Genomic DNA, 23755 nt, shown 5'->3' with positions numbered 1-23755 from the left:
CGCACGGATGTTCCCCGCCCGCCGGGCGGTCGGCGCGAAGGCGTTCCACGGTGTTCCTCACATGTGCGGCGGAGGCGCGAGGGTGAAGTCCTCGGGCGCTTCCGGTGCGGTCGTGCGCCAGCCGCGCCGGACGGCCGCTTCGGCGAGGCGCGGGCAGCCGAAGTAGCCGAAGGCGGCGGGGGCGTTGGGGAGGAGGCCGGAGACGAGGACCCGGGCCACCCGCAGGGACGTCTCGGCCACGTCCTCCGTGGTCAGGTCGAACGTCATGAGGCGGTGGCCGCCCGCGCGCAGCGCGGCGTCCAGCCGTTCGCGGCCGCCGGGCTCGACGGCGTCGACGGAGACGGTCCCGAGGGCGGGTTCGGTGAACCGCCTCGCCTCGCCCGCCATCCGCCCGTCCAGCCACACCTGCACGTGCGCGCCCAGGTCCCGCACGTGCTCGAACCGCTCGCCGCACGCGTCCAGGTACCGGCCGTCGGCGCGGTGGTCCAGATAGAGCCCGCGGGCCAGCAGGCCGGCCTCGACGGCCTGGAAGACCCAGCCGTCGGGGCCGGTCAGGCCCTGGGTGAAGACCCAGGTGTGGACGGCTTCGAGGACCGCCTTGCGGGCGGCCTCGGCCGGGTCGTACTTGCAGGCGAACCCGGCCGCGTACAGGCCGAGGCGCGGGTCGTGGACGAGGGCGGCCATGCACGGGGCGAACTCCGAGGGCATCTCGACGAGGTGGACGTCGAGCGCGGATCCGGCCAGGTCGTCCAGGAGGCCGGGCACAGTGGCCGGGTCGATGCCGCGGGCCGGTCCGTCGAGGTGCCACCACAGTTCCAGGGCGTCGCGCTCGACGGTCTCCAGGAGGCCGCGTTCGACGGCGTCGTCGAAGCCCTGCCCGGTGGCGATGCCCGCGTAGTTGAGGTGGTGGGTGCGGGGCAGGGCGCGCAGGTCGCCCTGGCGCCAGTTGAGGTGGGTGAGGGCGACGGGCGCCCAGACCTCCGTCGTGCGCCCGTCGGGCAGCGGTTCGGTGCCGCGTGTCCACAGGGACGGGGTGTCGGCGGTGAGGGGGCGGTACGGGAACTTCTCCCGGGCGTACTGCCACGGCGCGTAGGCGGGCAGGTCGCCGGGGCCGTAGAGCCGCAGGCCCTTCTCGACCAGTTCGGCGGCGGTGGCGCGCAGGGGTGCGTCGGGGTGGCCGGGCGGGGGCACGCGGTTGCCGCAGTACCGCTCCACGCCCTCGGCTATCGCCGCGACGCGTGCCTGTTCGGGGTCGCCGAAGGTGGTGCCGAGGGAGACCCGGTCGGCCGGCCACAGGCCGAGTCTGCGGGCGTCGGACACCTCGGCGGTGAGCGCGGTGTAGCGGGGCGGGGTGCCCGGGGGGTGTTCGACGGGCTTGACCTTGCGGACGATGCCGCAGAGGGGGTCGACGAGTGTGTCCAGCGGCAGCGCCGTCATCGCGGGATCTCCTGGGAGGGGTCGGTGGGGGTGGGGCGGGAGGCGAGGACGTGCAGGGTCAGCGTCACGCCCTCGGGGTCGACCTCCCGCCGGGAGGGGAGCAGTCGGCGGGCCGTGACCGGGTCGTCGCCGGTGTGGGGGTTGCGGGCGTGCGCGGGGAAGTGGTGTCCGGCGATCTCCAGGCGCAGCCGCACGCCGGCGCGCAGCCGGCGCGCGATCCGGCCGAGGTCGATGGTGAACTCTTCCGCCCGGTCCGCCCGGTCCGCCCGGTCCGCCCGGTCCGCCCGGTCCGCTCTCCGCTCGCGGCGCAGGACGCCGACGGCGAGCCGTTCGGCGGTCCCTTCCGGGGCGAGGGCGACGAGCCGGGCGATCCAGTCGGCGGACGGGGTGTCGGCGGTGGCCCGCAGTCCCACCCGTACGGGCCCCACGGCGTCGAGCGGGCGCGGCAGCGGCGGCGTGGCCAGCAGGCAGCGGGCGGGTTCCCCGTCGGCGGGCACCCGGAGGTCGTCGGAGCGTACGGGACGGTCGGGGTCGGCGGTGAAGACGGAGCCGCGCAGCAGCCGCAGGCCGTACGCGCGCGGTTCGCCCTCCGTGTCCGCGGGCAGCCACACGTCGCCCCCGCCCAGCGCCAGCGCGCCGCGGCGGCCGGGGGCGAGCCCGCCGGTCAGGGCTCGGCGGGCCCAGCTCACGTACAGGTCGCCGAGGTTCACCCGGTGGGCGGGGCCGGCGTCGGGGCCGGGCACGGAGGTGAGGCCGTGGCCCCAGGGGCCGAGGAGCAGGCGGGCCGAGGGCCCGCCCCAGGCGCGCCACAGGGCGACGGTGTCCTCGGTGAAGTGGTCGTGGTGCCCGCCGACCGCGAGCAGGGGCATGCCGGCGTCCACGGCCCGCGCCGCGAGGCGGCCGCGCTCCTGGTGCCGCCACAGCCCCGCCCAGGAGGGCAGGCTCCGGCCCAGCCGGTCGGGGAGGCCGGTGAGCGGCAGGTGGGCGAGCAGGCCGGGGTCGGCCGCCAGGGCCGCGCCCAGCGCGCCCTCGTCGGAGTCGCGCCGGTCGCCGTGGGCGGCCCACCACCCGGCGCGGGACAGCAGCCTCTCCGTCCCCGAGGGCTCGCGCGCCGTCTCGGCGGCGCCGAGCGCGGGCACGGCCGCGACGACGGCGTCCGGCCGTGCCTCCCGGTCCGCTTCGAGGGCGAGGACGAGGGCGCAGTGGGCGCCGTAGGAGCTGCCGACGGCGACGTACCGTCCGTCGCTCCACGGCTGCCGCCGGAGCCACCGCGCCGTCGCCGTCCCGTCGGCGGCCTCGTTCTCGTACGGGCGCCACTCCCCCGCCGAGGCGAACCGGCCCCGTACGTCCTGGACGACGGCGGCGAAGCCCCGGCGGGCCCAGCCGTGCGCCTCGGCCCGGTGCCGGGTGCGGTCGTAGGGGGTGCGGACGAGGACGGCGGGGAAGGGGCCGGGACCGTCGGGGAGCCGTACGTCCGTGGCGAGGCCGTCGACGTGCGCCCGAAGGGACGTCATCCGTCCTTCTCCGGCAGGGGTGCGACGGCGAGCGTCGATGTGGCGGCGGGCGTCGATACGACAGCAAGCGTGGATGCGACGGCGGGCGTCGGTACGGCAGCGGGAACCGGTACGGCGGCAGGCGTCGGTGCGACGGCCGGCACCGGGAGGACCGGGTGTTCGGTGACGGTCAGCGTGCGCAGGTCCACCTGCCGGAGCCGGCGCCGCGCCGGGACGCCCGTCGCGCCCGTCCCGTCCGGGGCTCCGGTGGCCCAGCGGGCGAGGTCGTCGGCGAGGAGGGCCGCGAGCAGCGCGGCGGCGGGGACGGAGAGCGGGACCGGTCCGCCGGACGTGCGGGGTCCGCTCCAGTAGGCGGCCAGTTCGCGGTGGGCCGGGGTGGCGGCGAGCCGGCGGGCCCGGACGTGCGCCGCCGTGACGTCTCCGGGAACGGCGGCGAGCGGTTCGACGTACGCCCGCAGGCCCTCGCGGTGGCAGCGGAGCCAGGCGGTCCCGTGCTCGGGAAGCCGGTCGGCGGCGTCCCAGAGCCCGTCGGGCACGGGTCCGTCGAGGCACCACACGACGGCGGCGGGGTCCCCGTCGAGCAGCTCCTCCGTTCCCGGCGGCGACGCGGCGCTCGCGGCGGACGTCGTGCGAGGGGTGAGGGGCGTCGTCCGGGGAGCGGCCCCCAGGGCGGTCAGGTGGGCGGCCAGCGGGCCGGTCAGTGCCGGGTCGCCGAGGAGCCGGACGTCCCGGCGCGCGGCGGGCCACCGCGGGGGCCGTGCCGCGTCCGCCAGGTAGCCGGCCTCCTCGAAGCCCCGGACCACGCGGCGCAGTTCCTCGTCCGCCGGAGTCCCGGGGGCGCCCGAGAGCAGGGCGAGCAGGGCGTCCTCGTCCGCGCGTCCCGTCCTGACGGTGAGGAACTCTCCCTCGGCCGTGCGGACGGCGAGGCCCCGTCCGGGTACGGCGACGACTTCGACACCGGGTGCGAGCCGGTTGCGGGACACGGCGATCTCCTGACTGCAGGGCTTGTCATGGGCGTGGGCCCGCCCGCGATGCGGCGGGCGGGCCCACGGTCGAGGGTGGTGAGGCCCTCGCTTACTCCTCGGTGTCCTCGAAGGGGTTCTCGACGAGCGCGTTGGAGTGGGAGGCCGAGTCGTGGGCCAGCTGACCCGGGTCGGCGATCGGGGCGAAGATCTGCTCGTTGTCCATGAACTCTCCTTGTTTGTAAGGGAGATGTGGCGTTCGGTCGAGCGCCGTGACCGACACTAATCGAAATGATTTTCATTTTCTACATTGGGCAGGGGGTGATCTGGGTAACACACCGGCCAGCCCCCCTCCGGGTCCCTGCCGACGCGGCCGGCCACCTTCAGCACGTCCGCGAGCAGCCCCGGCGTGACGACCTCCTTCGGCGCCCCGTCGGCCACCACGAGCCCTTCGCGCAGGGCGACGACCCGCTCGGCGAACCGGGCGGCGTGGGCCAGGTCGTGCAGCACCATCACCACGGTGAGCCCGCGCTCCTCGCGCAGGCGGACCACCGTCCTGAGCACGTCGAGCTGGTGGTGCAGGTCCAGATAGGTGGTGGGTTCGTCGAGCAGCAGGACGCGGGTGTCCTGGGCGAGCGCCATCGCGAGCCGCACCCGCTGCCGCTCGCCCCCGGACAGCGCGTCGACGTCCCGGTCGGCCCACCGCTCCACGCCGACGTCGCGCAGCGCCCGGCGCACGACGGGGTCGTCCCCCTCCCGCAGCATGCCCAGCGGGCCGCGGGCCGCGTACCGCCCCTGGCGCACCAGGTGGCGGACCGTCATCCCCGGCACGGCGGGCGCGGACTGGTGCAGCAGCGCCACCCGCGTCGCCGTGGCGCGCCGGGAGAGCCCGGCCAGGTCCTCCCCGCCGAGCAGCACGCGCCCGCGGTCCGGCCGGAGCAGCCCCGCGGCCAGCCGCAGCAGGGTCGACTTACCGCAGCCGTTGAGCCCGATGAGGGCGGTCAGTTCGCCCGGTCGTACGGTCAGGTCGACGCCCCGCAGCACGGGTCGTGCGGGGTAGCCGAAGTGGACCCCCTCGACGTGTATCCCCATGGTCCGGGTCAGGGTCATGCTCTCTCCTCCGTCGGCTTTCAGAACGTACGGCCCGGTGCGCGGCGCACCACGACCAGCAGCAGGACGGCACCAAGGCAGGCGGTGAGCGCTCCGACCGGCAGGGTGAGCCGGTCGGCGTCCAGGGTCAGGGCGAGCAGCCGCGAGGAGAGCTGCGCGACGGCGTCCGCCCCGCAGACCACGACCGCGCCCGTCAGGGCGGCGCCGGGGAGGCTCGTCCGCAGGTCGGCGCCGAAGACGGCCACGGCCAGGTGCGGTACGAGCAGCCCCACGAAGCCCAGTGCCCCGACGGCGGCCACCGCGCCGGCCGTCAGCGCCACCGCGCACACCAGGGCGAGGGTGCGGGCCCGGCGGGCGGAGAGGCCTGCGGCCAGGGCGATGTCGTCGCCGCAGCGCAGCAGGGTCAGGGGCCCGGCGAGCAGCCAGGCCGCGGCACCCCAGGCCAGCGCCCAGGGCCAGAGGAGGTGCCAGTGCTCCCACACCCGGCCCTCCGTGGTGCCCACCAGCCACTGCACGACGCTGCCGAGTTCGCCCGGCTCCACGAGCAGCACCATGGCGGTGAGTCCGCCCAGCACCGCCGACACCAGCACTCCGTGCACGGCGGTACGGGCCGGGTCGCCGTCCCCGCGGCCGGCGAGCAGCCAGAGCAGCAGCGCCCCGGCGCACCCTCCCGCGCAGGCCGCGAGCACCACGGCCAGAGGCGAGTCCCATCCGGCGAGCCCCAGGGCCGTCGCGGTGACGGCCCCGAGGACCGCCCCCGGTGTCACACCGGTCACCTCGGGACCGGCGAGGGGGTTGCGCAGCGCGGACTGCAGGACGAGGCCGGCCACGGCGAGGCAGGCGCCCGCGCCGAGGGCCACCAGCGTGCGGGGAAGCCTCAGTTGGAGGAGGATGTGGCGTTCCGTCGCGTCGCCGCCACCGCCCAGTACGTCCCAGACCGCGCCCGGGGACATGCCGCGCCCGGCCACCAGCTCCGCCGCCGCGCACACCACGGCCAGGGCGGCGAGCACCGCGAAACGCCGGGTCACCGCGCGTCCTCCGTTCCGGCGCGAGGCGCCCCCTCGGCGACGACGGGGAACGGCGTCCGCGGCTCGCCCGGCGGCGCTCGTACTCGTTCCCGCACTCGTACTCGTACTCGTATCCACGCTCTCGTTCACGCTCTCGCTCGCATTCGCGCTCTCGCTCGTGCCCGTGCTCTCGCTCGTGCTCGTGCGAAGGCTTCCTTCGTCGGCGCGCGTCCGGTCGTCCGGCCGCGGCGGCCCGACCGCATCAGGGCGACGCCGGCCGGTACTCCCAGGAGGGCGGTCCAGGCACCGGCCGGCGTCTCCACGGGCGCGAGTGCCAGCCGGGCGGGGACGTCGGCGACCGCCACCACGACGGCGCCCCACGCGGCGGACCAGGGCAGCCAGCGCACCGCTCCCGAGCCGGGGGCGAACCACCGGGCCAGGTGCGGGGCGAGGAAGCCGACCCACGCGACGGGCCCGCACACGGCCGTGACCGGTGCGATCAGGACGACGGCGACGGCCAGCGCGGCCGGCCGTGCCCGCCGGGCGCGCACGCCCAGCGCCTCCGCGTCCTCGTCGCCGAGCCGCATCACCGAGAGCACCGGCGCGCACAGGACGAGGGCGGGCAGCGCGACGAGCAGCCACGGCCACAGGCCCGCGACGTCGTCCCAGGTCCGGGCGGAGAGGGAGCCCAGCAGATAGCGGTAGATGAGCTGGAGGTCGAGCTGGTCGGCCATGACCATCAGGACGAGCAGCGCGGACTGGAGGGCGGCCGCGACCGCGGCGCCGGTCAGCAGCACCGCCGACGGGCTGCGCCCGAGGCCCGCGGCGAGCAGGGTGAGGACGCCGCCGAGCGCGGCTCCGCAGAGGGCGAGCAGCGGTTGGGCCACGGCGGGCAGGGGCAGGGCCAGCACCAGCGGGGCGGCCACTCCGAGCGCCGCGCCCGACGAGACGCCCAGCATCTCCGGCACCGCCAGGGGGTTGCGGAGGGCCTCTTGGAGCACGAGTCCCGCCGCGCCCAGACAGGCTCCAGCGATCAGCGCCAACACCAGGCGGGGGACCCGGAGTTCGGTGACCACGATCCCGGCGAGCGTGGCGTCCCCGTCCAGCAGCGCGGCGGGGAGCCGGTGCGGCGGGACCTGCGGGGTGCCGAGGCAGAGGGAGCAGAGCGCCGCCGCGACCAGTGCCGTGACCACCAGGAGGGGCTGCCACAGCCGCGCGCGGGGCGCGGTCCGCGGTCCGGCGCCCGCCGTGCCGGCTCCGGCGCGGTCCACCGTACGGTCCGGCGGGGCGGGCGCCGGGGAGGGCGTCCTCACCGCAGTGCGGCCGTGGCCTCGTCGAGGACGATGCCCAGCGAACGGGTGCCGCGTCCCTTGGCCCACACCTCCGGGTCCACCTCGTGGACGTGGCCGTTCCGGACCGCCGGGATCTTGCTCCAGAGGGGGTTCTTCGCCAGTTTCTCCGACAGCTTGCCGTTCGCGTCGCCGAAGCTCATCGTCTCGACGAACAGCACGTCGACGTCCCGGGCGAGGATCTCTTCGAGGCTGTAACTGCCCTCCACGCCGCGTGACTTCCACGGGTAGTCGGCGATCGCGGGGAACAGGCTGGCGGTCACGTCGCCCTCGGGAGTCGCGACGCCGAAGTTCTCGTCGCTTCCGTATATGACGAGGGCGGTCTTGTCGCTCGGGGCCTTCCGCGCCTCGGCGAGCTTGGTCCGGAAGGCCTTCTCGGCCTTCTCCCCCTCGGCGGTGCGGCCGGTGAGGGCGGCGGCGTCGCGCAGGTATCCGACGCTGTCCTCCCAGGTCTCGGGCTGCATGGGCCAGAACGTGGTGGCGCCCTTCAGGGCGGGGGCGAGCTTGCCGTGGGTGTCCCCCAGACCGATCACGAGGTCCGGCTCGTGGGAGAGGATCGCCTCCACCTCCGGCGCGATGAATCCGCCCGGGACGACGGCGACCTTTCCGGCCCTCTCCTTCCCCAGGAAACCGGGGTGGGCCAGCAGGGCGCTGTTGGTGGCCGTCGGGACGATGCCGAGCTCGGTCAGGATGTCGTCGCAGAGCGCGAAGAGGCAGACGATGCGCTCCGGCTTCTTCTTCGGGGCGACCTCGACGCCGTTCACGTCGGTCAACTCGGTCGTCGCCCTGATGGGTTCGACGGTGACGGCACCCCCGGCCCCCGCGGCGGACCCGGACTTCTCGTGGAACGGTCCGGCCTTGTCGCTCGCGGGCCCGCCGGCCGACGAGCCGCAGCCGACCAGGACGGAGCCCACCACTGCCGCGGTGAGCCAACTACGGACGAATCTCGACAGTGCGTGCGGCATCGACGCCCTCGCTTCTTCTTCGGAAACCTGGAACGCACCGAACATACATGATAATCGTTTTCACTAAACAGACCATCGGAGGACCCCATGACCGCTGCCGCACTGCTCGTCTCCGACCACGTGGACGGGGCCGTGTACGCGCTGTCCGTGCCGGACGGCACGGTCACGGGGCGCCTCGCCGGACGCCATCTGTCCGAGCACGCGGGGTTCCTGGCGCTGCCGGGGGGACGGGTGGCCTGCGTCGACGACCGCCGGGGAGAGCTCCTGGTGCTCGATCCCTTCGGCGAGGAACTGGTGGAACGCGCGATCCCGGTGGCCGTCCCGGCCGAGCACCTGGCCTGCGACCCGTCCGGACGCCGACTGGCCGTCACCACCGGTCTGGGGAAGAACGGCGAGCCGTGGTCGGACCTGCTGACGGTCGTCGACCTGGCCACCGGGGAGACCGCCCGGGTGCGCACGCGCGTCGGCGAACCGGGCGTGACGGTACTGGGCGGCGGCGACCCGCTCGTCGTCCTGCGGCACCGGGAGCCCGGCGCGCTGGCCGTCCACCGGTTCGCGGACCTGCTGGCCGCGCCGCCGGGCTGCCCGGCGGTCGCGCCGCACGCGCTGCTGCCGCTGCCGGACGACGGGCACGGCGACGCCCAGGACCCGCAGGCGGGGCGGGTGTTCGCGGCGACGGGCGCGGGGGTGCACACGACCCGGAGGAAGGGCGACGGGCTGGTGGCCGGGCCGGTGATCCCCTGGGAATCGCCCGCCCGGGGCTGGTACCTCCGCCTCGACACCCGCCGGCGGGCCCTCTGGAGCACGCTGCGCGGCGGCGACCCGGACCCGCTGCGATGGCCGGACTGGACCAACCACGCGTGGCGCCACGACCTGGGGACGGGCCGTACGGTCCTCACCGGACTCGGCCCCGGCCTGGTCTTCCGGCTGGCCCTCGCCCGCGACCGCACCGCCTTCACCCGCGTCCACCCCGACGGCGACGAACTGGTGCTCCTGGGCGACGACGGCGCCCTTCGCCGCGTCCCCCTCCCGGCCATGTCCGGCGCTCCGAGGCGCGGCGGCACGCCCTGGGAGGGCGTCCAGCGCCGCGCGGTGGCCGCCTCACCGGGCGCCGACTGGGTGGCCGTGACCCGGGGCGGCCACGGGGAGGTGCACCTCGTCGACGCCCGGACGGGCCGGGAGACGGCCCGCCCGCGACTGGACACGCCGCTGCACCACGGCGGTCACGCGGCGCTGTTCACCCGGGACGACGGCGCCGACGGCGACCCCTTGGGCCGCTGAAGGAAACCCTCCGGGGGCCGCGCCCCGGCGAAGCGGCTACCGGTACGCGGGTTCGGCCCGCGCCATCCACTCCTCCAGCTGCTCGCGGGTGGTGCCGGGGTCGGCGACCAGCGCGCCCAGGTCGTCGCCCTCCACGACGGTGGTCGCCACGGCCGGACACCGGCGGCAGCCGTCCACCCCGGTCTGCGCCCACCACTTGCAGTGGGCCCGCAGATGGCACCGCGGCACGTTCCGGTCCTCGTCCGCCGGCGTGGCCGCCACCCGCTCCACCAGGGTGCAGTCGTTGCCCCTGCGGTGCAGGCACTCGCTGACGCAGTGCGACGCGAAGCGCAGGACCCGGGTCGGCTCGACGTCCTTCGGGACGACCGGGAGGACGTCCCGGGCCGGCACGGGATCGGCGAGGTACACGACCTCGCCGTCCCGCCCGGAGCGGACGCCCAGCACCACCGCCTCCGGCGCGTCGGGTCTGCCGCTCGGGCACCAGGTCCTGCTCATCTCGGAACGGTCCGCGGTGCTCATCTCCACCTCCTCGTCGGTCCGTCGCGTCCGCTACACGATCTGTCCGGCGCAGACCGGAAGACAGTCGGCGGCGAGGCGCTCCTGCGCGACGGCCTCGGTGAGGTGCGCCCGCAACTGCGCCGAGCTGATCTGCTGCGGCTTGGGCGACGACGGCTGCGCGGCCGCCGTACCCGATCCGCCGAGAAGGAGCGCGGCTGCGGCGGCTGCCGCCGCGGCGCCGCCGACGGCGGAACGACCCGAGTACGTCATGACGAAACCTCCTGGGTGTGCCCTTGTGGAAAGGGGGTGTACGAGGACGGTAGGGCGCCCCCGCTCCCCCCGGCGGCAGTTCCGGCGGCTGTTCGGCGGTGGCTTCGGGACGGGTTCCGGCACGGAAGGAGCGCGGCACCGGACGCCCCGCCCCGTCCGACGGGACCCGGCCCCCGGCGGACGGTCCTCCCCGCGACGGCGGACAATGGGTTCTCCGAGAGACTCCGCCGGACGGACCCCCAGGAGGGCGAGCGTGACCGAGACCAGCGACACCCGATCCGCCGACGGCGAGGCGCATCAGGCGCCGCGGAGCCGGCTGCAACGCCTGATGCGGTACGTCCCCCTGATCGCGCCCGTTCTGCTGTGGACCGTGCCGTGCTGGATCCTCCTGCACACCGGTCAGCACTGGCCCTCCCCCGTCGCGGCGGTCGGCACCGCGCTGTCCGTCCTGGGCCTGATCGGCATGCCGCTCGCGATGACGCGCGGCCACGGCCGGCGCCAGCAGGACCGGGCGGCGATCATCGGAGACACGCTGCTGGGCGGCGTCTGGGTCCTGTTCACCTGGTCCGTCCTGCTCGGCGTCCTGCTGCGGCCCGCCCTGGCCGTGGCCGGTGTCGGCGACGGCCAGGACCGGGCCCGCGTCGTCACCTGGGCCGTCCTCGGCACGACCGCCGTCCTGCTCGCCTGGGGGTACGCCGAGGCCCGGCGGGTGCCGCGCGTGCGCCGGCTCGACGTGGAACTCCCCCGGCTGGGAGCCGGGCTGGACGGCACCCGGGTCGCCCTGATCACCGACACCCACTACGGCCCGCTCGACCGGGCCCGCTGGTCGGCACGGGTCTGCGAGACGGTGAACGCCCTGGAGGCCGACCTGGTCTGCCACACCGGAGACATCGCGGACGGCACGGCCGAACGCCGCCGCGCCCAGGCCGCCCCGCTGGGTACGGTGCGGGCGACCCGGGCCCTGGTCTACGTGACCGGCAACCACGAGTACTACAGCGAGGCCCAGGGCTGGGTCGACCTGATGGGCGAGCTGGGCTGGGAGCCGCTGCGCAACCGCCACCTGCTGCTCGAACGCGGCGGCGACACCCTCGTGGTCGCCGGCGTCGACGACGTCACCGCCGAGTCCTCCGGCCTCGCGGGCCACCGCGCCCACCTCGACGGGGCCCTCCGGGGCGCCGACCCCGATCTGCCCGTCCTCCTCCTCGCCCACCAGCCCGCGTTCGTCGACCGGGCGGCGGCCGCCGGCGTCGACCTCCAGCTCTCCGGCCACACCCACGGCGGCCAGATCTGGCCCTTCCACCATCTGGTCCGCCTGGACCAGCCGGCCGTCGCCGGTCTCAGCCGCCACGGCGCGCGCACCCTCCTCTACACCAGCCGGGGCACCGGCTTCTGGGGCCCGCCCTTCCGCGTCTTCGCCCCCAGCGAGATCACCCTGCTCGTGCTCCGCGCGCCCGGCGGGCCCGCCGCTCCACGGCCCTGACCCGGCGCTCCGGGCGGACGGTCCTCCCCGGGGGTCCCGGCAAGGCGCGGGACGTGTCGCTCAGCGTCCGCGCCCGGCCCGCTTGGCGGACATCAGGCGCTCGCGCGCTTCTCGCGTCAAGGGGTGGTTCTCGCCGAGGGTGCGACGGCACGTGAGGAAGGTCCGCTTGTAGAGACCCCGGGCCCGGCGCCGCAGTCCGACCGCCAGGCACATGCCGGCCAGGCTCAACTGGGTGGCGAGGGTGTCGGGATGGTCCTCGCCCAGGAACGTCCGCTGCCGCTCGAACGTGTCCCCGAGCAGCGGGAGGGCACGGCCGAAGTCACCGGAGGAGGCCTGGACGACCGCCAGGTTGTGGCGGGCGACGAGGGTGTGCGCGTGGTCGTCCCCGAGGGCGCGGGCGCACGCGGCGGCGTTCTCCTCGTGGAGGAGTACGGCCCGGGGGAGGTCACCCGCGTCCCCGTACGTACCGGCGAGATTGTTACGGACGGCCAACGTCTCGCGGTGGTGGGGGCCGTGCGCCTGCTCCTGCCCGTGGAGCGCCTGCTCGAAGAGGGGCGCGGCCCGGTCGGGCCGGCCCGCGAGCCGGTGGGTGTACGCGAGCATGCCGAGAGCGGCGAGGGTGTCCTCGTGGTGCGCGCCGAGGACCCGGGACCGCGTGCGGAACGTCCTCTCGTACAGCGGGACGGCCCGGTCGAAGTCGCCCGCCTCGCGGTGGGTGTCGGCGAGGTGCCTGAGACTGGTGAGGGTGTCGGGATGGTCCTCGCCCAGGACGCGTTCCCGCACCCGGAGGACCTCTTCGAAAAGAGGGAGGGCCCGCTCGGGAGCGCCCGCCGTGAGATGGGCCACCGCCAGGTTGTGGCGGACGGTGAGCGAGCCGGGGTCGTCCTCGTCCAGCCGACGGTCGCGGACGGCCCGCTCGAACAGTGGAACGGCCCGGTCCGCGTCGCCGACGGCCAGGAGCCCGTAGCCGATGTCGGCGCCGCGGGTGTCGGGACGCCCCTCCTCCCCGGCCGCCGCCCCACCGGGACCGGTGCGGTCCGCGCGGAACGCCGCCGGGCTCCCGTCACCGGCCGACGGATCCGGTCGTGGAGCGGCGAGGCGCAGCGCCCGGTCCGGGTCGCCGGCCGCCCGGCAGGCGAGGGCGAGGACGACGCGGGTCGCACGGGTCGTGCCGTGCTCCTCGCCGAACACGCGCTCCATGACCGGCAGCACCTGGTCCAACAGTGCGACGGCCCGGCCGGGTTCACCGGCCGCCCGGCACGCATCCGCCAGATTGCCCCGTGCGAGGAGGGTGTCGGGGTGCTCCTCGCCCAGCACGCGTTCCATGTCCCCGAGGATCCCCTCGAAGCGGCGGACGGTCTCGCGCGGGTCCTCCGACGCCTTGCGCGCGGCCGCCAGGTTGTTCCGCGTCACCAGGGCGAGATGGTGGTCCCCGCCGAACGCGCGGACGCAGGCGTCGAGGTTCTCCTCGTACAGGCGGACGGCCTCGTCGTGTCGTCCCGCCGCCTGCCACGTACGGGCGAGGGTGTTGCGCGCGGTGAGGGCGGAGAGGTCCTCGCCGTCCTCGGACGAGTCGGGGAACGAGCCGTACGCGGACGCGGGGTCTTCCCCGAGCAGGGCGAGCGCCTTGTCCTCGTCGCCCACGGCCCGGTAGGCGTCGGCGAGGTTGTTGCGGCTGGCGAGGGTGAGCCGGTGCGTCGCCCCCAGGACGCGTTCCTCGTCGCGCAGGACCCGCTCGTACAGGAGGATGGCCTATTTGATGTGCCCCGCCGCATCGTGGGCGTGCGCCAGGTTGTGGCGGCAGGCGAGCGTGTGGATGTCGTCGTGGCCGAGTTCCCGCTCGTGGTGGGCGAGGGACCGGCGGAGGTGCTCGGCGGCCCGGGCCACGAGTCCCTGGCTGATGAGGAACACGCCGGTGTGGTCGAGGAGCCGCGCCGTGGTTCCGGTGTCGGCGGACCGCGGCGTGTGGTCGGCCAGCGCGTCCATGTGCGGGAGCAGGGTGCGGCCGGTCGGCCAGGTGGCGGGATCCTGCCAGTCGGTCGGCCGGACGACGGCCTCCAGCGCGGCGGTCGCGCGCCCCCGGGCCTCGGTGATGAGGCCGGGCGCGCGGTGCGGGTCGTCGGTGTCGGAGGTCCGCGCGACGGACTGGACCAGCCGGTGGACGGAGAGGGCGCGCGCCTCGGGATCGACGGTGATCATGCTGTACGCGTTGAGGACGCCGATCGCGTCGACGACCCCGGCCGGCGCGTCCTCGTCGTCCAGGAGGCCGGTGGGGATGCCGTCGGGCGCGTACCAGGCCAGGGTGCGCAGCATGTCGGCGGCCTGCGGTCGCCGTTCGCGGATGTCGTCCAGCGTGACGCGCCAGATGCGGGCGATGGTGCGTTCGTGGACGGTGAAGCCCTCGCCGCCCCGCTGGTACAGCGGGCCGGGGTTCTGCCGGAGCAGGCCCAGGTAGGCGGCCGGGGTCAGCAGGGGGTTCTGGGCGAGATAGGCGGCGGCCTGTTCGACGGCCAGGGGGAGATGGCCCAGGTCCGCGCAGAGTTCGGCCGCTCCGGACAGGTCCCGGCCGCCGCCGACGGTCGCGATGCGGGTGAGCAGGGCCAGCGATTCGTCCGGTCGCAGGACGTCGAGCCGGATGACCTCGCCGGCGTCGTGCCACACCGTGGCGAGCCTGCTGGTGACGAGAAAACGCCCGTGGGGCAGGCGGGCCAGGAGCGGGGCGATGTCCGCGACGTGGTTGACGTTGTCCAGGACGAGCAGCCAGCCGCTGTGCGTGGCCAGCCACTGCATCCCGTTCTCGGCCAGGGCTTCCACCGTCAGCGCCTTGGAGACGGCGGGCTGCAGGGCGGTGGCGAGGGCGGCCAGGCCCCGTTCCACGCCCGCCGCGCTGTCGGCGGACATCCACCGGACGGGCGCGAGACGGTGCTTGCGGGCCCGGGTGGCCGCCCAGTGCGCGACCAGCGTGCTCTTGCCGACCCCGCCGAGTCCGTGCACGGCCTGGAGCCCCACGCCGCCGTTCCTCTTCATGGCGGCGTCGAGGCGTTCGAGTTCGGCGGTGCGCCCCACGAAGCGGGTGGTGCGGTACGGCAGGTTGTCCAGTCCGGGACGGGCCTTGACCTCGGACACGGGCCGCACCGCCTCCGGGGGGAGCACCACGCCGGAATGGGCGTGGTAGATGCCCGTGACGGCGATGCCGCCGTGCGTCGCGCTCGCGTTCCCGCTGCCCGTCACCCGCTGTGCGGGGGTGACGCCGTCCTCCGCGCCCCCGGCCGGGGTGTGCGTGCCGGGATCGCGTCCTCTGCCCCATCGCCACCTGGCCATACCGAGGTCCCGGCCGTCTACTCGGTCACGATGCCGCTGATCGCGCTGGACCCCGCGCCGGCGGCCTCCGCGTCCCCGGTGTTCACGGCGCGTGCGGCGCGCCCGTCGCCCGACCGCCTCACCCCGGTCACGGCGCTGCCGCCGTCCCGCGCCAGTGCGTTCCCGGTCGCCAGGGCCGTGTCGGCCTCCGGGTCGGCGACGAGGGCCGACAGGGCGCGCAGGTCCCGGGCTGCCCGCTCCCGGTCCCCCGCGTCGAGGGATTCGAGCAGGTTCTCGAACCGTTCCTGCCACACCCCTTCCTGGCGCGACAGCTCCCGGTCCGGGTCCGTGGCGGCGCCCGGCTCAAGCGCCCGGGCCGTCCGGTCCAGCCTTTCCAGTTCGGCCCGCCCCCGCTCCGCGTCACCGCGGCCGAACAGTTCGGCGACCCGCTGCCGCACCGCGTGCCAGGCGTCGGTGCCGGCGGCCTGGACCACCGCCCCGCCGCCCGCCGCGGCCAACGCGGTCAAAGCCTCGGTCAGCAAAGTCCCCACCCGCCCCTCACGTCGCCCCGCCTCTTCTCCCCGGCAACGTACAGGCCCGCCGCCGCGTACGGGGTTCGGTTCAAGCCAGTCGGAGCCTTCCACCGAGGCTCCTCGGCGCGGGCCCCGTCCCGGATCAGGGGCGTCGGGCCGGGGAGACGTACTCCCCGCCCGGCCGGCGGCGACGCGCAGGACGGCCCCGTCGGGGTGCCGCGTAGGCTGGTCGCGCAGCTGGTTCGCCCCCGTCCGCCAGGCGGGAGGCGTCGTAAGAGGGAACCCGGTGGGAATCCGGGACTGCCCCGCAGCGGTGAGCGGGAACGACCGCCGTCATACGCACTGGGCCCGGAGAGGGCCTGGGAAGCGACGGCCAGTAGGAGTCCTCCGGACGAGTCCGGTGGGCGTGCCCGCGAGTCCGAAGACCTGCCCGCTGCCCGCGCGCCCACACCCCGTGCGCGCGGAACAGCACCCGCCGCGACTCGCGAAGGAGAGTTGACGTGGCCGATCCCACCGTCACCAGCCCCGTTCCCGCCGCCCGTCCCACCAAGACGCCGGACGACTCCCGGGTCGTCCTCGCCCACATCATGAGCGAGCACGACACCAATCTCTACGGCACCATCCACGGCGGCGTGATGATGAAGCTCATCGACGACGCCGCGGCGGCCGCCGCCGGGCGGCACGCCGACGGCCCGGCCGTCACCGTCTCCGTCGACCGGATGACCTTCCTCGCCCCCGTGCGGGCCGGAGACCTGCTCAGCGTCGAGGCGGGCCTCGAACGGGCCGGGCGGACGTCGATGACCGTCGGGGTCCGGGTGACCTCCGAGCGCTGGAACAGCACCGGCCCCGCCACCGAGGTGGCCACCGCCTTCCTGACCTTCGTCGCCATCGACGCCGACGGCACCCCGCGCCCCGTCCCCGTCCTCGACGTACCGCTGCCCGGCCTGTCCTGACCGGGCGGCGGCTCTCCGGGACCGCCGGCACCGCCGACGCGTGAGGCCTACGCCCGTTCGGCCCGCGGCTCCGGTGCGTCCTCCTCCTTCCGGAGGGGCCGGGAGGAGAAGCGGACCGGGGCCTGGAAGCGGGCCTTGCGGGCGGCGCGGCGGAAGACGGTGAGGACGGCCGGTCCCGCGAGGACGACGCAGACGAAGTTGGTGACGGCGCGGCCCGTGTCCCAGCCGAGGGAGGTGGCCAGGTCGAAGGCCAGGTACCGCTGGAACTGCTCGGTGAACGGGAGCCCGGGGAGGTAGGCGATGGAGCTGTTCGGATCGAGCGAGAACGGCCAGAAGGAGAGGTTGAGGAGGAAGCCGAAGAGGTAGCCGGAGAGCGAGCCGTACACCGCGAGCAGGGCGACCTCGCGGCGCCCCGTGGCCTTCGGGAGGAACCCGGCGAGCATGCCGACGAAGGCGCAGCCGAACATCTGGTACGGCATCCAGGGGCCGACGCCGCCGGTGATGAGCGCCGAGGCGAACAGGGACGTGCAGCCCAGGGTGAAGCCGAAGCCGGGGCCGTAGACCCGGCCCGCGAGCACGAGGATGAAGAACACCGTCTCGATGCCGGCCGTGCCCGCGCCGAGGGGACGGATGGCGGCGTTGACCGCGGAGAGGACCCCCAGCATGGCCAGCGCCTTGGAGTCGATGCCGCCTTCGGCGATCTCGGAGATCACCACGCAGAGCACGATCACCAGGAGCACGCCGAAGATCAGCGGCGGGGCGTAGTTCGAGTCGAACTTCCCGGGTGCGACGAGGAACGGCCAGAAGAACGCGACGACGCCGAGGAAGGCCGCCATGGCGATGACGACTCCGGCCCGGGCGCGGATGCGGATGGCGGCGGTGGACGTGCTCATGAGGCCGGGCCCGTTCCGTCGATGTCGGCGTCGGCGTCGGCGTCGAGTACGGCCGTCAGCTGGTCCACCGTGAGGAAGGGCAGGGGCGCCAGGATCTTCGCGGTCTGGGGGGCGAAGACCGGCGAGGCGACGATGACCTCGGTGGTGGGGCCGTCGGCGACGACGTCGCCCTCCGCCATGACGACGACCCGGTCGGCCGCGCGGGCGACGAACTCCACGTCGTGGGTGGAGACGACGACGGAGCGGCCCTCGGCGGCGAGGGCGTCCACGATGCCGATCAGCTCGCCCTTGGCCCGGTAGTCGAGACCGCGCGTGGGCTCGTCGAGGAGCAGCACCCGTGGCGCGGCGGCGAGTTGGATCGCCAGGACGAGGGCCAGCTTCTGTCCCTCGGACAGGTCGCGCGGATGGGTGGTGTCGGGGATGCCGGGCGCAAGGCGGTCCAGGAGGGCGCGGGCCGGGACGCCGTCGGCCGCGACCCCGGACTCGGCGTCGGCCTGGTCGAGTTCCTGCTTGACGCTCTCCAGGTAGAGCAGGTCCGTGGGGGTCTGCGGCACCAGGCCGACGAGCCGCCGGGCCTCGGCCGCCGGGAGCTTCCGGGGGTCCCGCTTCCCCGGCCCGTCCGGTCCCCCGACGGAGACGGAGCCGGCCTTGCGGGGCCCGGAGCCCTGGAGGGCCCAGAGCAGGGAGGACTTCCCGGAGCCGTTGCGGCCCATCAGGGCCGTGATCTCGCCGCCGCGCAGGTCGAGGTCGACCTCGCGGACCGCCGGCACGCCCTGGTACGTCACGGTGACGCCGCGGGCGGTGAGGAGGGTGGGGCGGTCGGTGTCGGGGGCGGGCCGCGCGGGCGGAGGGGTGACGCCGCTCAGCCGGGTGTGCAGGGGGGCCGCGGCCCGCCGGGCGTCGCGGATGGAGAGCGGGAGCGGGGACCAGCCGGCGGCGCGGCCGAGTTCGACGACGGGTGGGGCGATGGACGTCGTGCGGAAGACCTCGGCGGGCGGCCCGGAGACCACCCGTCCGTCGCCGGGCAGGTGGAGGACCCGGTCGGCGTACTGCACCACCCGCTCCAGGCGGTGTTCGGCGAGGAGCACGGTGACGCCGAGGTCGTGGACGAGCCGGGTGACGGCGGCGAGCACCTCCTCGGCGGCGGTCGGGTCGAGCGCGGAGGTCGGCTCGTCGAGGACGGGGATCCGGGGGTGGGCGGTGAGGACGGAGCCGATGGCGACGCGCTGCTGCTGCCCGCCGGAGAGCTCGTGCAGGGCGCGGTGGCGCAGGTCGGCCAGGCCGAGCAGGTCGAGGGTCTCCTCCACTCGCTTGCGCATGGTCGCCGGGGGACCGCCAGCTGTTCCATGGTGTAGGCGAGTTCCTCCTCGACGGTGTCGGTGACGAAGCCGTCGAGGGGGTCCTGCCCGACGACGCCCACGACGTCGGCGAGTTCGCGGGGCGGGTGCTCGGCGGTGTCCCGGCCGTCGACCGTCACCCGGCCGTACAGGGTGCCGCCGGTGAAGTGCGGGACGAGGCCGTTGACCGCGCCGAGGAGGGTCGACTTGCCGACGCCGGTGTGGCCGACGACGAGGCAGAGTTCGCCCTCCTCCACGGTCAGGTCGACGTCCCGCAGGACGGGTTCGGCCATGTCCTCGTACCGGACCGTGACCTGGTCGAAGGTGATCACTCGGTTTCCTTGGTGCGCTGTGCCGGGACGGCCGGGCGGACGGGCTGGCTCGGGGGCGGGGACAGGAATCCCGCGGTTCCCGCCAGGAGGATCGCGGCGGCCGGCACCAGGGGCAGGGTGGGCCAGCTCAGCGGGTAGATGGAGGGGTTGAGTTCGGCGGCGTCGAAGCCGGCGTTGCTGAAGAGGAGGACGGCCGAGAGGACCCCGCAGCCGGCGACGGCCCACTCGGCGGCCTTCCAGGGGTCGGGCCGGTAGGTGGTGCGGGTGACGCGGCGCCCGCCGAGGCGGAGTCCGGCCACGCACAGCAGGCCGCCGGCCGCGAGCGCCGGGAAGCCGAGGAGGGTGGGGGCGGTGGCGTCGAGGAGTCCGTACGCCCCGGCGCACAGGCCGCACATGCCGAGCAGCATGAGGGCGCCGGTCGTGCGCCGGGAGCGGCGGGTGGCCGTTCCGGCGCGCCCGTAGCCGCGGGAGTCCATGGCGGCCGCGAGGCGCAGGGAGCGTTCGAGGGCGTCCTCCAGGACGGGGACGACGATGCCGCGCAGGGCGCGCAGGCCCTTGGAGCGTCCGGCGCGCAGCCGCCGCGCCCGGTGCACGCGCTGGACGCTCTGGACCAGTTGGGGCGCGACGCTGATGGAGACGGTGACGGCCACGCCGAGTTCGTAGAGGGCGCCCGGCAGCACGCGCAGGGCCCGTTTGGGGTTGGCGAGGGTGTTGGCGGCGCCGATGCAGCAGAGCATGCAGGCCAGCCGCAGTCCGTCGGTGGCGGCCGAGAGCAGCGCCTCCAGGGAGACCGGGCCGCCGATCTGGATGCCCGCGTACCAGTCGGGCGTGGGGATGTGCGGCAGGGAGAAGAGGAAGTGGTCGCGGGGCGTGATGCCGGTGGCGAAGATCGCCCGGAAGGTCACCCGGATCGCCACGACGGTGAGGGCGAGGTAGAGGTAGTACGTGAAGCCGCGCGCCGGGTGGTCCGACTCGGGGCGCGGAAGCGCCCCACACGGTTGCAGGTCAGCGCCGGACTCCTACCGGCTTCCCAGGTCGCGCGACCATTCAGTTGTCCGCCTGGCCGAGCCGGGCAGACGAACAGTACGGTCGCATCACCGCTGTGGCCAGGGGCAGTTGGCGGCCCGGGACCGGTCCGGCCCCGGGGCTCTCCCTCGGCCGGGTCCTCGCGCGCCCGTACGGACGGTCCTCAGCGCGGCGTGTTCTCGTCGCCCTCGAACGGGGCTCCGTGGCCGGGCACGATCAGGTCCGCGGCGGCCAGCACCCGGAGCCGGGAGGTGCGCAGCAGTTTGCGGTCGGGGGCCACCGGATCGTCCGCCGGGCCCTCCGCGTGCCACCACAGGTCTCCGGCGAAGGCGACCACGCCCGACTCCGTGCCGGCGAGCAGGGTGATGTCCTCGGCGCTGTGGCCCGGGGTGCGTATCAGCCGCAGCGACGGGGTGAGTTCGTAGCCCTCCGCGTCCCGGTTCTTCCACTGGTGGCCGCGGTACTCCACCTTGTGGTCGTGCACCCGGGCCTGGCCGAAGAGGCCCACGTTCATGGTGTTGTCCGGGTGGTGGTGGCTGAGCACCACGTCGGTGATGTCGTCGGGGCCGAGCCCCAGCTCCGCGAGCGGGGCGAGGATCCGGTCGGGGCTCGCCACCATGCCCGGGTCGAAGATCACGTGCCGGCCGGCGTCGGAGACGTAGGAGACGGTGGCGGCGACTCCGGGGCCGGTGGAGCCGACGTATCCGGTGGTCAGGACGGTGTATACGGCGCTACGGCCGAGCGGTGCGTCTGTCATGCCCTCAATGTTCGTGGAGGGGAAGGCCGTTCACGAGTGGCACGTCTGCCGTTGATCGCAGGATTCGTGCCACACTGCGCGCATGCCTCCCTTCACGACCGTCGCCGCGTACGCCCCGCCCGGTGTCGGCATGCTCGCCGTCGGCATCGTCGCCGAGGTCTTCGGCCCGCACGGCGAGGGGCTGCCCGGCTTCGACTTCGCCCTGTGCGCCGACCGGCCCGGACCGGTCCCCACCGACGTCGGGGTGCCGCTCGACGTCGCGCACGGCCTGGACCGGCTCGCCTCGGCCGACCTGGTGATCGCCCTGCCGTGGGCCGGTTTCCGCACGCCGCCCGCTCCCCCGGTGCTCGACGCGCTGAAGGCCGCGCACGGGCGCGGCGCGCTGGTCGCGGCCCACTGCGTCGGGACCTTCGCGCTCGCCGCCGCCGGACTGCTCGACGGCCGGCGGGCCACCACCCACTGGCGGTTCGCCGCGCTGCTCGCCCACCGCTACCCCGAGGTCGCCGTCGAGCCCGGCGCCCTCTACGTAGACGAGGGGAGCGTCGTCACCGGCGCGGGAGCCGCCGCGGGCTTCGACCTCTGTCTGCACCTGCTGCGGCGGGAGCACGGGGCCGCGAGGGCCAACGGCGTCGCGCGGGACGTGGTGCTGCCCTCCCACCGCGACGGCGGGCAGGCGCAGTACCTGGCCGCCCCCGTCCCCGAGGACTGCCGTGACGAGCGCCTCGCCGAGGTGCTCGCGTGGGCCCGCGAGAACCTCCACCGGCCGCTTCCCGTCGCGGAGCTGGCCGGGCGCGCCCTGATGAGCAAGCGCTCCTTCGCCCGCCGCTTCGCCGCCGCGACCGGCACCACCCCCCACGCCTGGGTGCGGAGCCTGCGGCTGAGCGGCGCCGAGGAGCTTCTGGAGACCACGGACCTGCCGGTCGAGGAGATCGCCCGCCGCGTCGGGTACGGGAGCGCGACCGTCCTGCGCGAGCAGTTCGTGCGCCGCCGGGGAGTGCCGCCCCGCGCCTACCGCCGCGCCTTCACGAACACGCCGTGACGGAGCGGGCCGGGAGAGCCACGACGTCCCTCCGTGATCACCTCCTCGGAAAACGGAGAGTCTTTAATCCGTTTTGCGTTGTTTTCCGGTCCCGCTTCCGGGTACCGGGGCGGAGGTGAAGGAACGTGGCGTTCCGCATGGACCGCCACATCCCCCGTACCCCGATACGTCCCGTACTGGAGCTTCCATGTCGGAGCAGCGCAAGAGCCCGTTCGCCACCGTCAGCCCGTACACCGGGGAGACCCTCGCGGAGTTTCCGGTGATCGAGGGCGAGGAGGTCGACTCCGTCCTCGAAACCGCGGGTCATGCCTTCGAGGCGTGGCGGAGGCGGCCGATCGGGGATCGCGCCGCGGTGATCGGACGCGCGGCCGGCCTGATGAGGGAGCGCAAGGAGCCGCTGGCCCGCCTCCTCACCGAGGAGATGGGCAAGCTGATCGCGGAGGCCCGCGGCGAGGTGGACCTCGCGGCCTCGATCCTGTCGTACTACGCCGAACACGGACCCGGCTTCGCGGCGAACGAGCCGCTGGAGGTCGAGGAGGGAGAGGCGTACCTCGTCGACGAGCCGCTGGGCGTCCTCCTCGGCGTGATGCCGTGGAACTTCCCGTACTACCAGGTGGTGCGCTTCGCCGGGCCGAACCTGGTCCTCGGCAACACCGTCCTGGTCAAGCACGCCGGGATCTGCCCGCAGTCGGCGCTGGCCCTGGAGAAGCTGTTCCACGACGCGGGGGCGCCCGAGGGCGTGTACACCAACCTGTTCGTGAGCCACGACGAGATCTCGCGCGTCATCGACGACCCGGTCGTACGGGGGGTGTCGCTGACCGGCAGCGAGCGCGCGGGGGCCCAGGTCGCCGAGCGGGCCGGTCGCAACATGAAGCCGAGCCTGCTGGAACTGGGCGGCAGCGACGCCTTCATCGTCCTGGACGGCGAGAACCTGGAACGGACGGTCGGCGCCGCGGTGGCCGGCCGGATGGCGAACACCGGGCAGAGCTGCGTGGCGTCGAAGCGGTTCATCGTCCTCGACGAGGTCTACGACGACTTCGTCGCGGGGATGCGCCGCGCGTTCGAGGCATTGGTGCCCGGCGACCCGGCGGACGGGGCGACCACCCTCGGCCCCCTCTCGTCGAAGCAGGCGGCCGCCGGCCTGGCCGAGCAGATCCGCGAGACGGTGGACCAGGGGGCCGAGCTCGTCACCGGCGGCCACCGGATCGACCGCCCGGGCGCCTTCGTCGAACCGACGATTCTCACCGGCGTCAAGCCGGGCATGCGCGCCTACGCGGAGGAGCTCTTCGGCCCCGCCGCCGTGATCCACCGGGTGGCCGACGAGGACGAGGCGATCGCCCTCGCCAACGACAGCCAGTACGGTCTCGGCGGCTCCGTCTTCTGCGCGGACACGGAGCGCGGCCGCCGGGTCGCCGAGCGGGTGGAGACCGGCATGGTCTGGGTCAACCACCCGACCTCCACCCGGCCCGACCTGCCCTTCGGCGGCATCAAGCGCTCCGGTTACGGACGCGAGCTGTCCGCGCTCGGCATGCGGGAGTTCGTCAACCGCAAGCTGGTGCGCGTCCTGCCCGCCGACGCGGAGCTGGGCGGCATCGCCGGCTGAGCCCCCGGGTCCGGCGGTCCGGGCCCCGGCCGTATCGCGGCCTCCGCGACCGGCGGGCCGACGGCGGCGACGTACGCTGGGACGTGCGGCCCGACCGGAGACTCCCGTC

Annotated in this window: 20 protein-coding genes, 2 pseudogenes and 2 riboswitches; of the genes and pseudogenes, 5 read left to right on the top strand and 17 right to left on the bottom strand. The window is 75.0% G+C overall.

The annotated features are described in order from the left end of the window. Positions 1-57 precede the first annotated feature (57 nt). The 8 genes from AB0398_RS13180 to AB0398_RS13145 form a co-directional block, all read right to left on the bottom strand. Positions 58-1437: a YcaO-like family protein gene (locus AB0398_RS13180; RefSeq protein ID WP_366374481.1), complete on the bottom strand. Its 1380-nt coding sequence runs from the start codon at positions 1435-1437 to the stop codon at positions 58-60. Then, positions 1434-2951 carry a CocE/NonD family hydrolase gene (locus tag AB0398_RS13175; protein ID WP_366374479.1) on the bottom strand — a complete coding sequence of 506 codons (1518 nt, stop codon included), beginning with the start codon at positions 2949-2951 and terminating at the stop codon, positions 1434-1436. Before AB0398_RS13175 ends, AB0398_RS13180 begins: the two co-directional genes overlap by 4 nt. Then, positions 2948-3934, bottom strand: a complete 987-nt coding sequence (locus AB0398_RS13170; RefSeq protein WP_366374477.1) for a hypothetical protein — start codon at positions 3932-3934, stop codon at positions 2948-2950. The genes AB0398_RS13175 and AB0398_RS13170 overlap by 4 nt, the downstream gene beginning before the upstream one ends. A gap of 91 nt (positions 3935-4025) precedes the next feature. After that, positions 4026-4139, bottom strand: a complete 114-nt coding sequence (amiA, locus tag AB0398_RS13165; protein WP_243900507.1) for a streptamidine family RiPP — start codon at positions 4137-4139, stop codon at positions 4026-4028. Between the two features lie 56 nt (positions 4140-4195). After that, positions 4196-5023 carry an ABC transporter ATP-binding protein gene (locus AB0398_RS13160; RefSeq protein ID WP_366374475.1) on the bottom strand — a complete coding sequence of 276 codons (828 nt, stop codon included), beginning with the start codon at positions 5021-5023 and terminating at the stop codon, positions 4196-4198. A gap of 20 nt (positions 5024-5043) precedes the next feature. Further along, on the bottom strand, positions 5044-6051 hold the full coding sequence (locus AB0398_RS13155) for an iron ABC transporter permease (RefSeq protein WP_366374473.1): 1008 nt from the start codon (positions 6049-6051) through the stop codon (positions 5044-5046). 125 nt (positions 6052-6176) lie between these two features. After that, the gene (locus tag AB0398_RS13150) at positions 6177-7211 is read right to left on the bottom strand and encodes an iron ABC transporter permease (RefSeq protein WP_366374550.1); all 1035 of its coding nucleotides are present in this window, start codon (positions 7209-7211) and stop codon (positions 6177-6179) included. Between the two features lie 128 nt (positions 7212-7339). After that, on the bottom strand, positions 7340-8344 hold the full coding sequence (locus AB0398_RS13145) for an ABC transporter substrate-binding protein (protein ID WP_366374471.1): 1005 nt from the start codon (positions 8342-8344) through the stop codon (positions 7340-7342). Between the two features lie 87 nt (positions 8345-8431). Here AB0398_RS13145 and AB0398_RS13140 point away from each other — a divergent pair, with 87 nt between their 5' ends. Then, positions 8432-9625 (top strand): hypothetical protein, encoded by a 1194-nt coding sequence (locus AB0398_RS13140; RefSeq protein WP_366374469.1) that lies wholly within the window; start codon positions 8432-8434, stop codon positions 9623-9625. Between the two features lie 36 nt (positions 9626-9661). Here the strand turns inward: AB0398_RS13140 and AB0398_RS13135 are convergent, their stop codons facing one another. Together AB0398_RS13135 and AB0398_RS13130 are read right to left on the bottom strand one after the other, a co-directional pair. Beyond that, a complete protein-coding gene (locus tag AB0398_RS13135) occupies positions 9662-10144 on the bottom strand; it encodes a hypothetical protein (protein WP_366374467.1) in 483 nt (160 codons plus the stop codon). 30 nt (positions 10145-10174) lie between these two features. After that, positions 10175-10393, bottom strand: a complete 219-nt coding sequence (locus AB0398_RS13130) for a hypothetical protein (protein ID WP_366374465.1) — start codon at positions 10391-10393, stop codon at positions 10175-10177. A gap of 253 nt (positions 10394-10646) precedes the next feature. Between AB0398_RS13130 and AB0398_RS13125 the strand changes: the two genes are divergently transcribed. Next, positions 10647-11873 carry a metallophosphoesterase gene (locus AB0398_RS13125; protein WP_366374463.1) on the top strand — a complete coding sequence of 409 codons (1227 nt, stop codon included), beginning with the start codon at positions 10647-10649 and terminating at the stop codon, positions 11871-11873. A gap of 60 nt (positions 11874-11933) precedes the next feature. Here AB0398_RS13125 and AB0398_RS13120 read toward each other — a convergent pair whose 3' ends face one another. From AB0398_RS13120 to AB0398_RS13110, 3 genes are read right to left on the bottom strand one after another with little or no spacing between them, the layout of a single operon-like run. Beyond that, positions 11934-13580 carry a tetratricopeptide repeat protein gene (locus AB0398_RS13120; RefSeq protein WP_366374548.1) on the bottom strand — a complete coding sequence of 549 codons (1647 nt, stop codon included), beginning with the start codon at positions 13578-13580 and terminating at the stop codon, positions 11934-11936. A gap of 45 nt (positions 13581-13625) precedes the next feature. Beyond that, a complete protein-coding gene (locus AB0398_RS13115; RefSeq protein WP_366374462.1) occupies positions 13626-15194 on the bottom strand; it encodes a tetratricopeptide repeat protein in 1569 nt (522 codons plus the stop codon). Positions 15195-15211: 17 nt separating this feature from the next. Continuing rightward, entirely contained in the window at positions 15212-15700 is a 489-nt protein-coding gene (locus AB0398_RS13110) for a hypothetical protein (RefSeq protein ID WP_366374460.1), read from the bottom strand. A gap of 278 nt (positions 15701-15978) precedes the next feature. Beyond that, a riboswitch (cobalamin riboswitch) is annotated at positions 15979-16134 on the top strand. 72 nt (positions 16135-16206) lie between these two features. On the opposite strand from AB0398_RS13110, the gene AB0398_RS13105 reads away from it, so the two are divergent. Next, positions 16207-16659 carry an acyl-CoA thioesterase gene (locus tag AB0398_RS13105; RefSeq protein ID WP_366374458.1) on the top strand — a complete coding sequence of 151 codons (453 nt, stop codon included), beginning with the start codon at positions 16207-16209 and terminating at the stop codon, positions 16657-16659. Positions 16660-16706: 47 nt separating this feature from the next. Here AB0398_RS13105 and AB0398_RS13100 read toward each other — a convergent pair whose 3' ends face one another. The 4 genes and pseudogenes from AB0398_RS13100 to AB0398_RS13085 form a co-directional block, all read right to left on the bottom strand. Continuing rightward, positions 16707-17552 carry an ECF transporter S component gene (locus tag AB0398_RS13100; protein WP_366374457.1) on the bottom strand — a complete coding sequence of 282 codons (846 nt, stop codon included), beginning with the start codon at positions 17550-17552 and terminating at the stop codon, positions 16707-16709. Beyond that, positions 17549-19221, bottom strand: a pseudogene (locus tag AB0398_RS13095) (ATP-binding cassette domain-containing protein). Before AB0398_RS13095 ends, AB0398_RS13100 begins: the two are co-directional and overlap by 4 nt. Beyond that, positions 19218-20180 (bottom strand): annotated as a pseudogene (locus AB0398_RS13090) (energy-coupling factor transporter transmembrane component T); the annotation flags it as partial. The pseudogenes AB0398_RS13090 and AB0398_RS13095, both read right to left, overlap by 4 nt. Continuing rightward, positions 20164-20300: riboswitch (cobalamin riboswitch) on the bottom strand. Its footprint overlaps the pseudogene before it by 17 nt. 110 nt (positions 20301-20410) lie before the next feature. Next, entirely contained in the window at positions 20411-21004 is a 594-nt protein-coding gene (locus AB0398_RS13085; protein WP_366374455.1) for an MBL fold metallo-hydrolase, read from the bottom strand. Between the two features lie 82 nt (positions 21005-21086). Here AB0398_RS13085 and AB0398_RS13080 point away from each other — a divergent pair, with 82 nt between their 5' ends. Both AB0398_RS13080 and AB0398_RS13075 read left to right on the top strand, forming a co-directional pair. Then, complete coding sequence (locus AB0398_RS13080) at positions 21087-22043, top strand: helix-turn-helix domain-containing protein (protein ID WP_366374454.1); 957 nt, start codon at positions 21087-21089, stop codon at positions 22041-22043. A 187-nt stretch (positions 22044-22230) separates the two neighbouring features. Continuing rightward, positions 22231-23646 (top strand): NAD-dependent succinate-semialdehyde dehydrogenase, encoded by a 1416-nt coding sequence (locus AB0398_RS13075; RefSeq protein WP_366374453.1) that lies wholly within the window; start codon positions 22231-22233, stop codon positions 23644-23646. The last annotated feature ends 109 nt before the right edge of the window (positions 23647-23755 follow it).

The sequence above is a fragment of the Streptomyces sp. NPDC086147 genome (assembly GCF_040702165.1).
Lineage (GTDB): Bacteria > Actinomycetota > Actinomycetes > Streptomycetales > Streptomycetaceae > Streptomyces.
The sequence above is the reverse complement of the archived record's forward strand: the minus strand, read 5'-3'. Positions and strand labels throughout refer to the sequence as shown.

Bases quoted from the DNA above. Each gene is read 5' to 3' on its own strand.
- AB0398_RS13135 (WP_366374467.1), bottom strand. From the start codon at position 10,144: ATGAGCACCGCGGACCGTTCCGAGATGAGCAGGACCTGGTGCCCGAGC.
- AB0398_RS13180 (WP_366374481.1), bottom strand. From the start codon at position 1,437: ATGACGGCGCTGCCGCTGGACACACTCGTCGACCCCCTCTGCGGCATC.
- AB0398_RS13080 (WP_366374454.1), top strand. From the start codon at position 21,087: ATGCCTCCCTTCACGACCGTCGCCGCGTACGCCCCGCCCGGTGTCGGC.
- AB0398_RS13130 (WP_366374465.1), bottom strand. From the start codon at position 10,393: ATGACGTACTCGGGTCGTTCCGCCGTCGGCGGCGCCGCGGCGGCAGCC.
- AB0398_RS13160 (WP_366374475.1), bottom strand. From the start codon at position 5,023: ATGACCCTGACCCGGACCATGGGGATACACGTCGAGGGGGTCCACTTC.
- AB0398_RS13085 (WP_366374455.1), bottom strand. From the start codon at position 21,004: ATGACAGACGCACCGCTCGGCCGTAGCGCCGTATACACCGTCCTGACC.
- AB0398_RS13145 (WP_366374471.1), bottom strand. From the start codon at position 8,344: ATGCCGCACGCACTGTCGAGATTCGTCCGTAGTTGGCTCACCGCGGCA.
- amiA (WP_243900507.1), bottom strand. From the start codon at position 4,139: ATGGACAACGAGCAGATCTTCGCCCCGATCGCCGACCCGGGTCAGCTG.
- AB0398_RS13140 (WP_366374469.1), top strand. From the start codon at position 8,432: ATGACCGCTGCCGCACTGCTCGTCTCCGACCACGTGGACGGGGCCGTG.
- AB0398_RS13100 (WP_366374457.1), bottom strand. From the start codon at position 17,552: ATGAGCACGTCCACCGCCGCCATCCGCATCCGCGCCCGGGCCGGAGTC.
- AB0398_RS13075 (WP_366374453.1), top strand. From the start codon at position 22,231: ATGTCGGAGCAGCGCAAGAGCCCGTTCGCCACCGTCAGCCCGTACACC.
- AB0398_RS13115 (WP_366374462.1), bottom strand. From the start codon at position 15,194: ATGGCCAGGTGGCGATGGGGCAGAGGACGCGATCCCGGCACGCACACC.
- AB0398_RS13175 (WP_366374479.1), bottom strand. From the start codon at position 2,951: ATGACGTCCCTTCGGGCGCACGTCGACGGCCTCGCCACGGACGTACGG.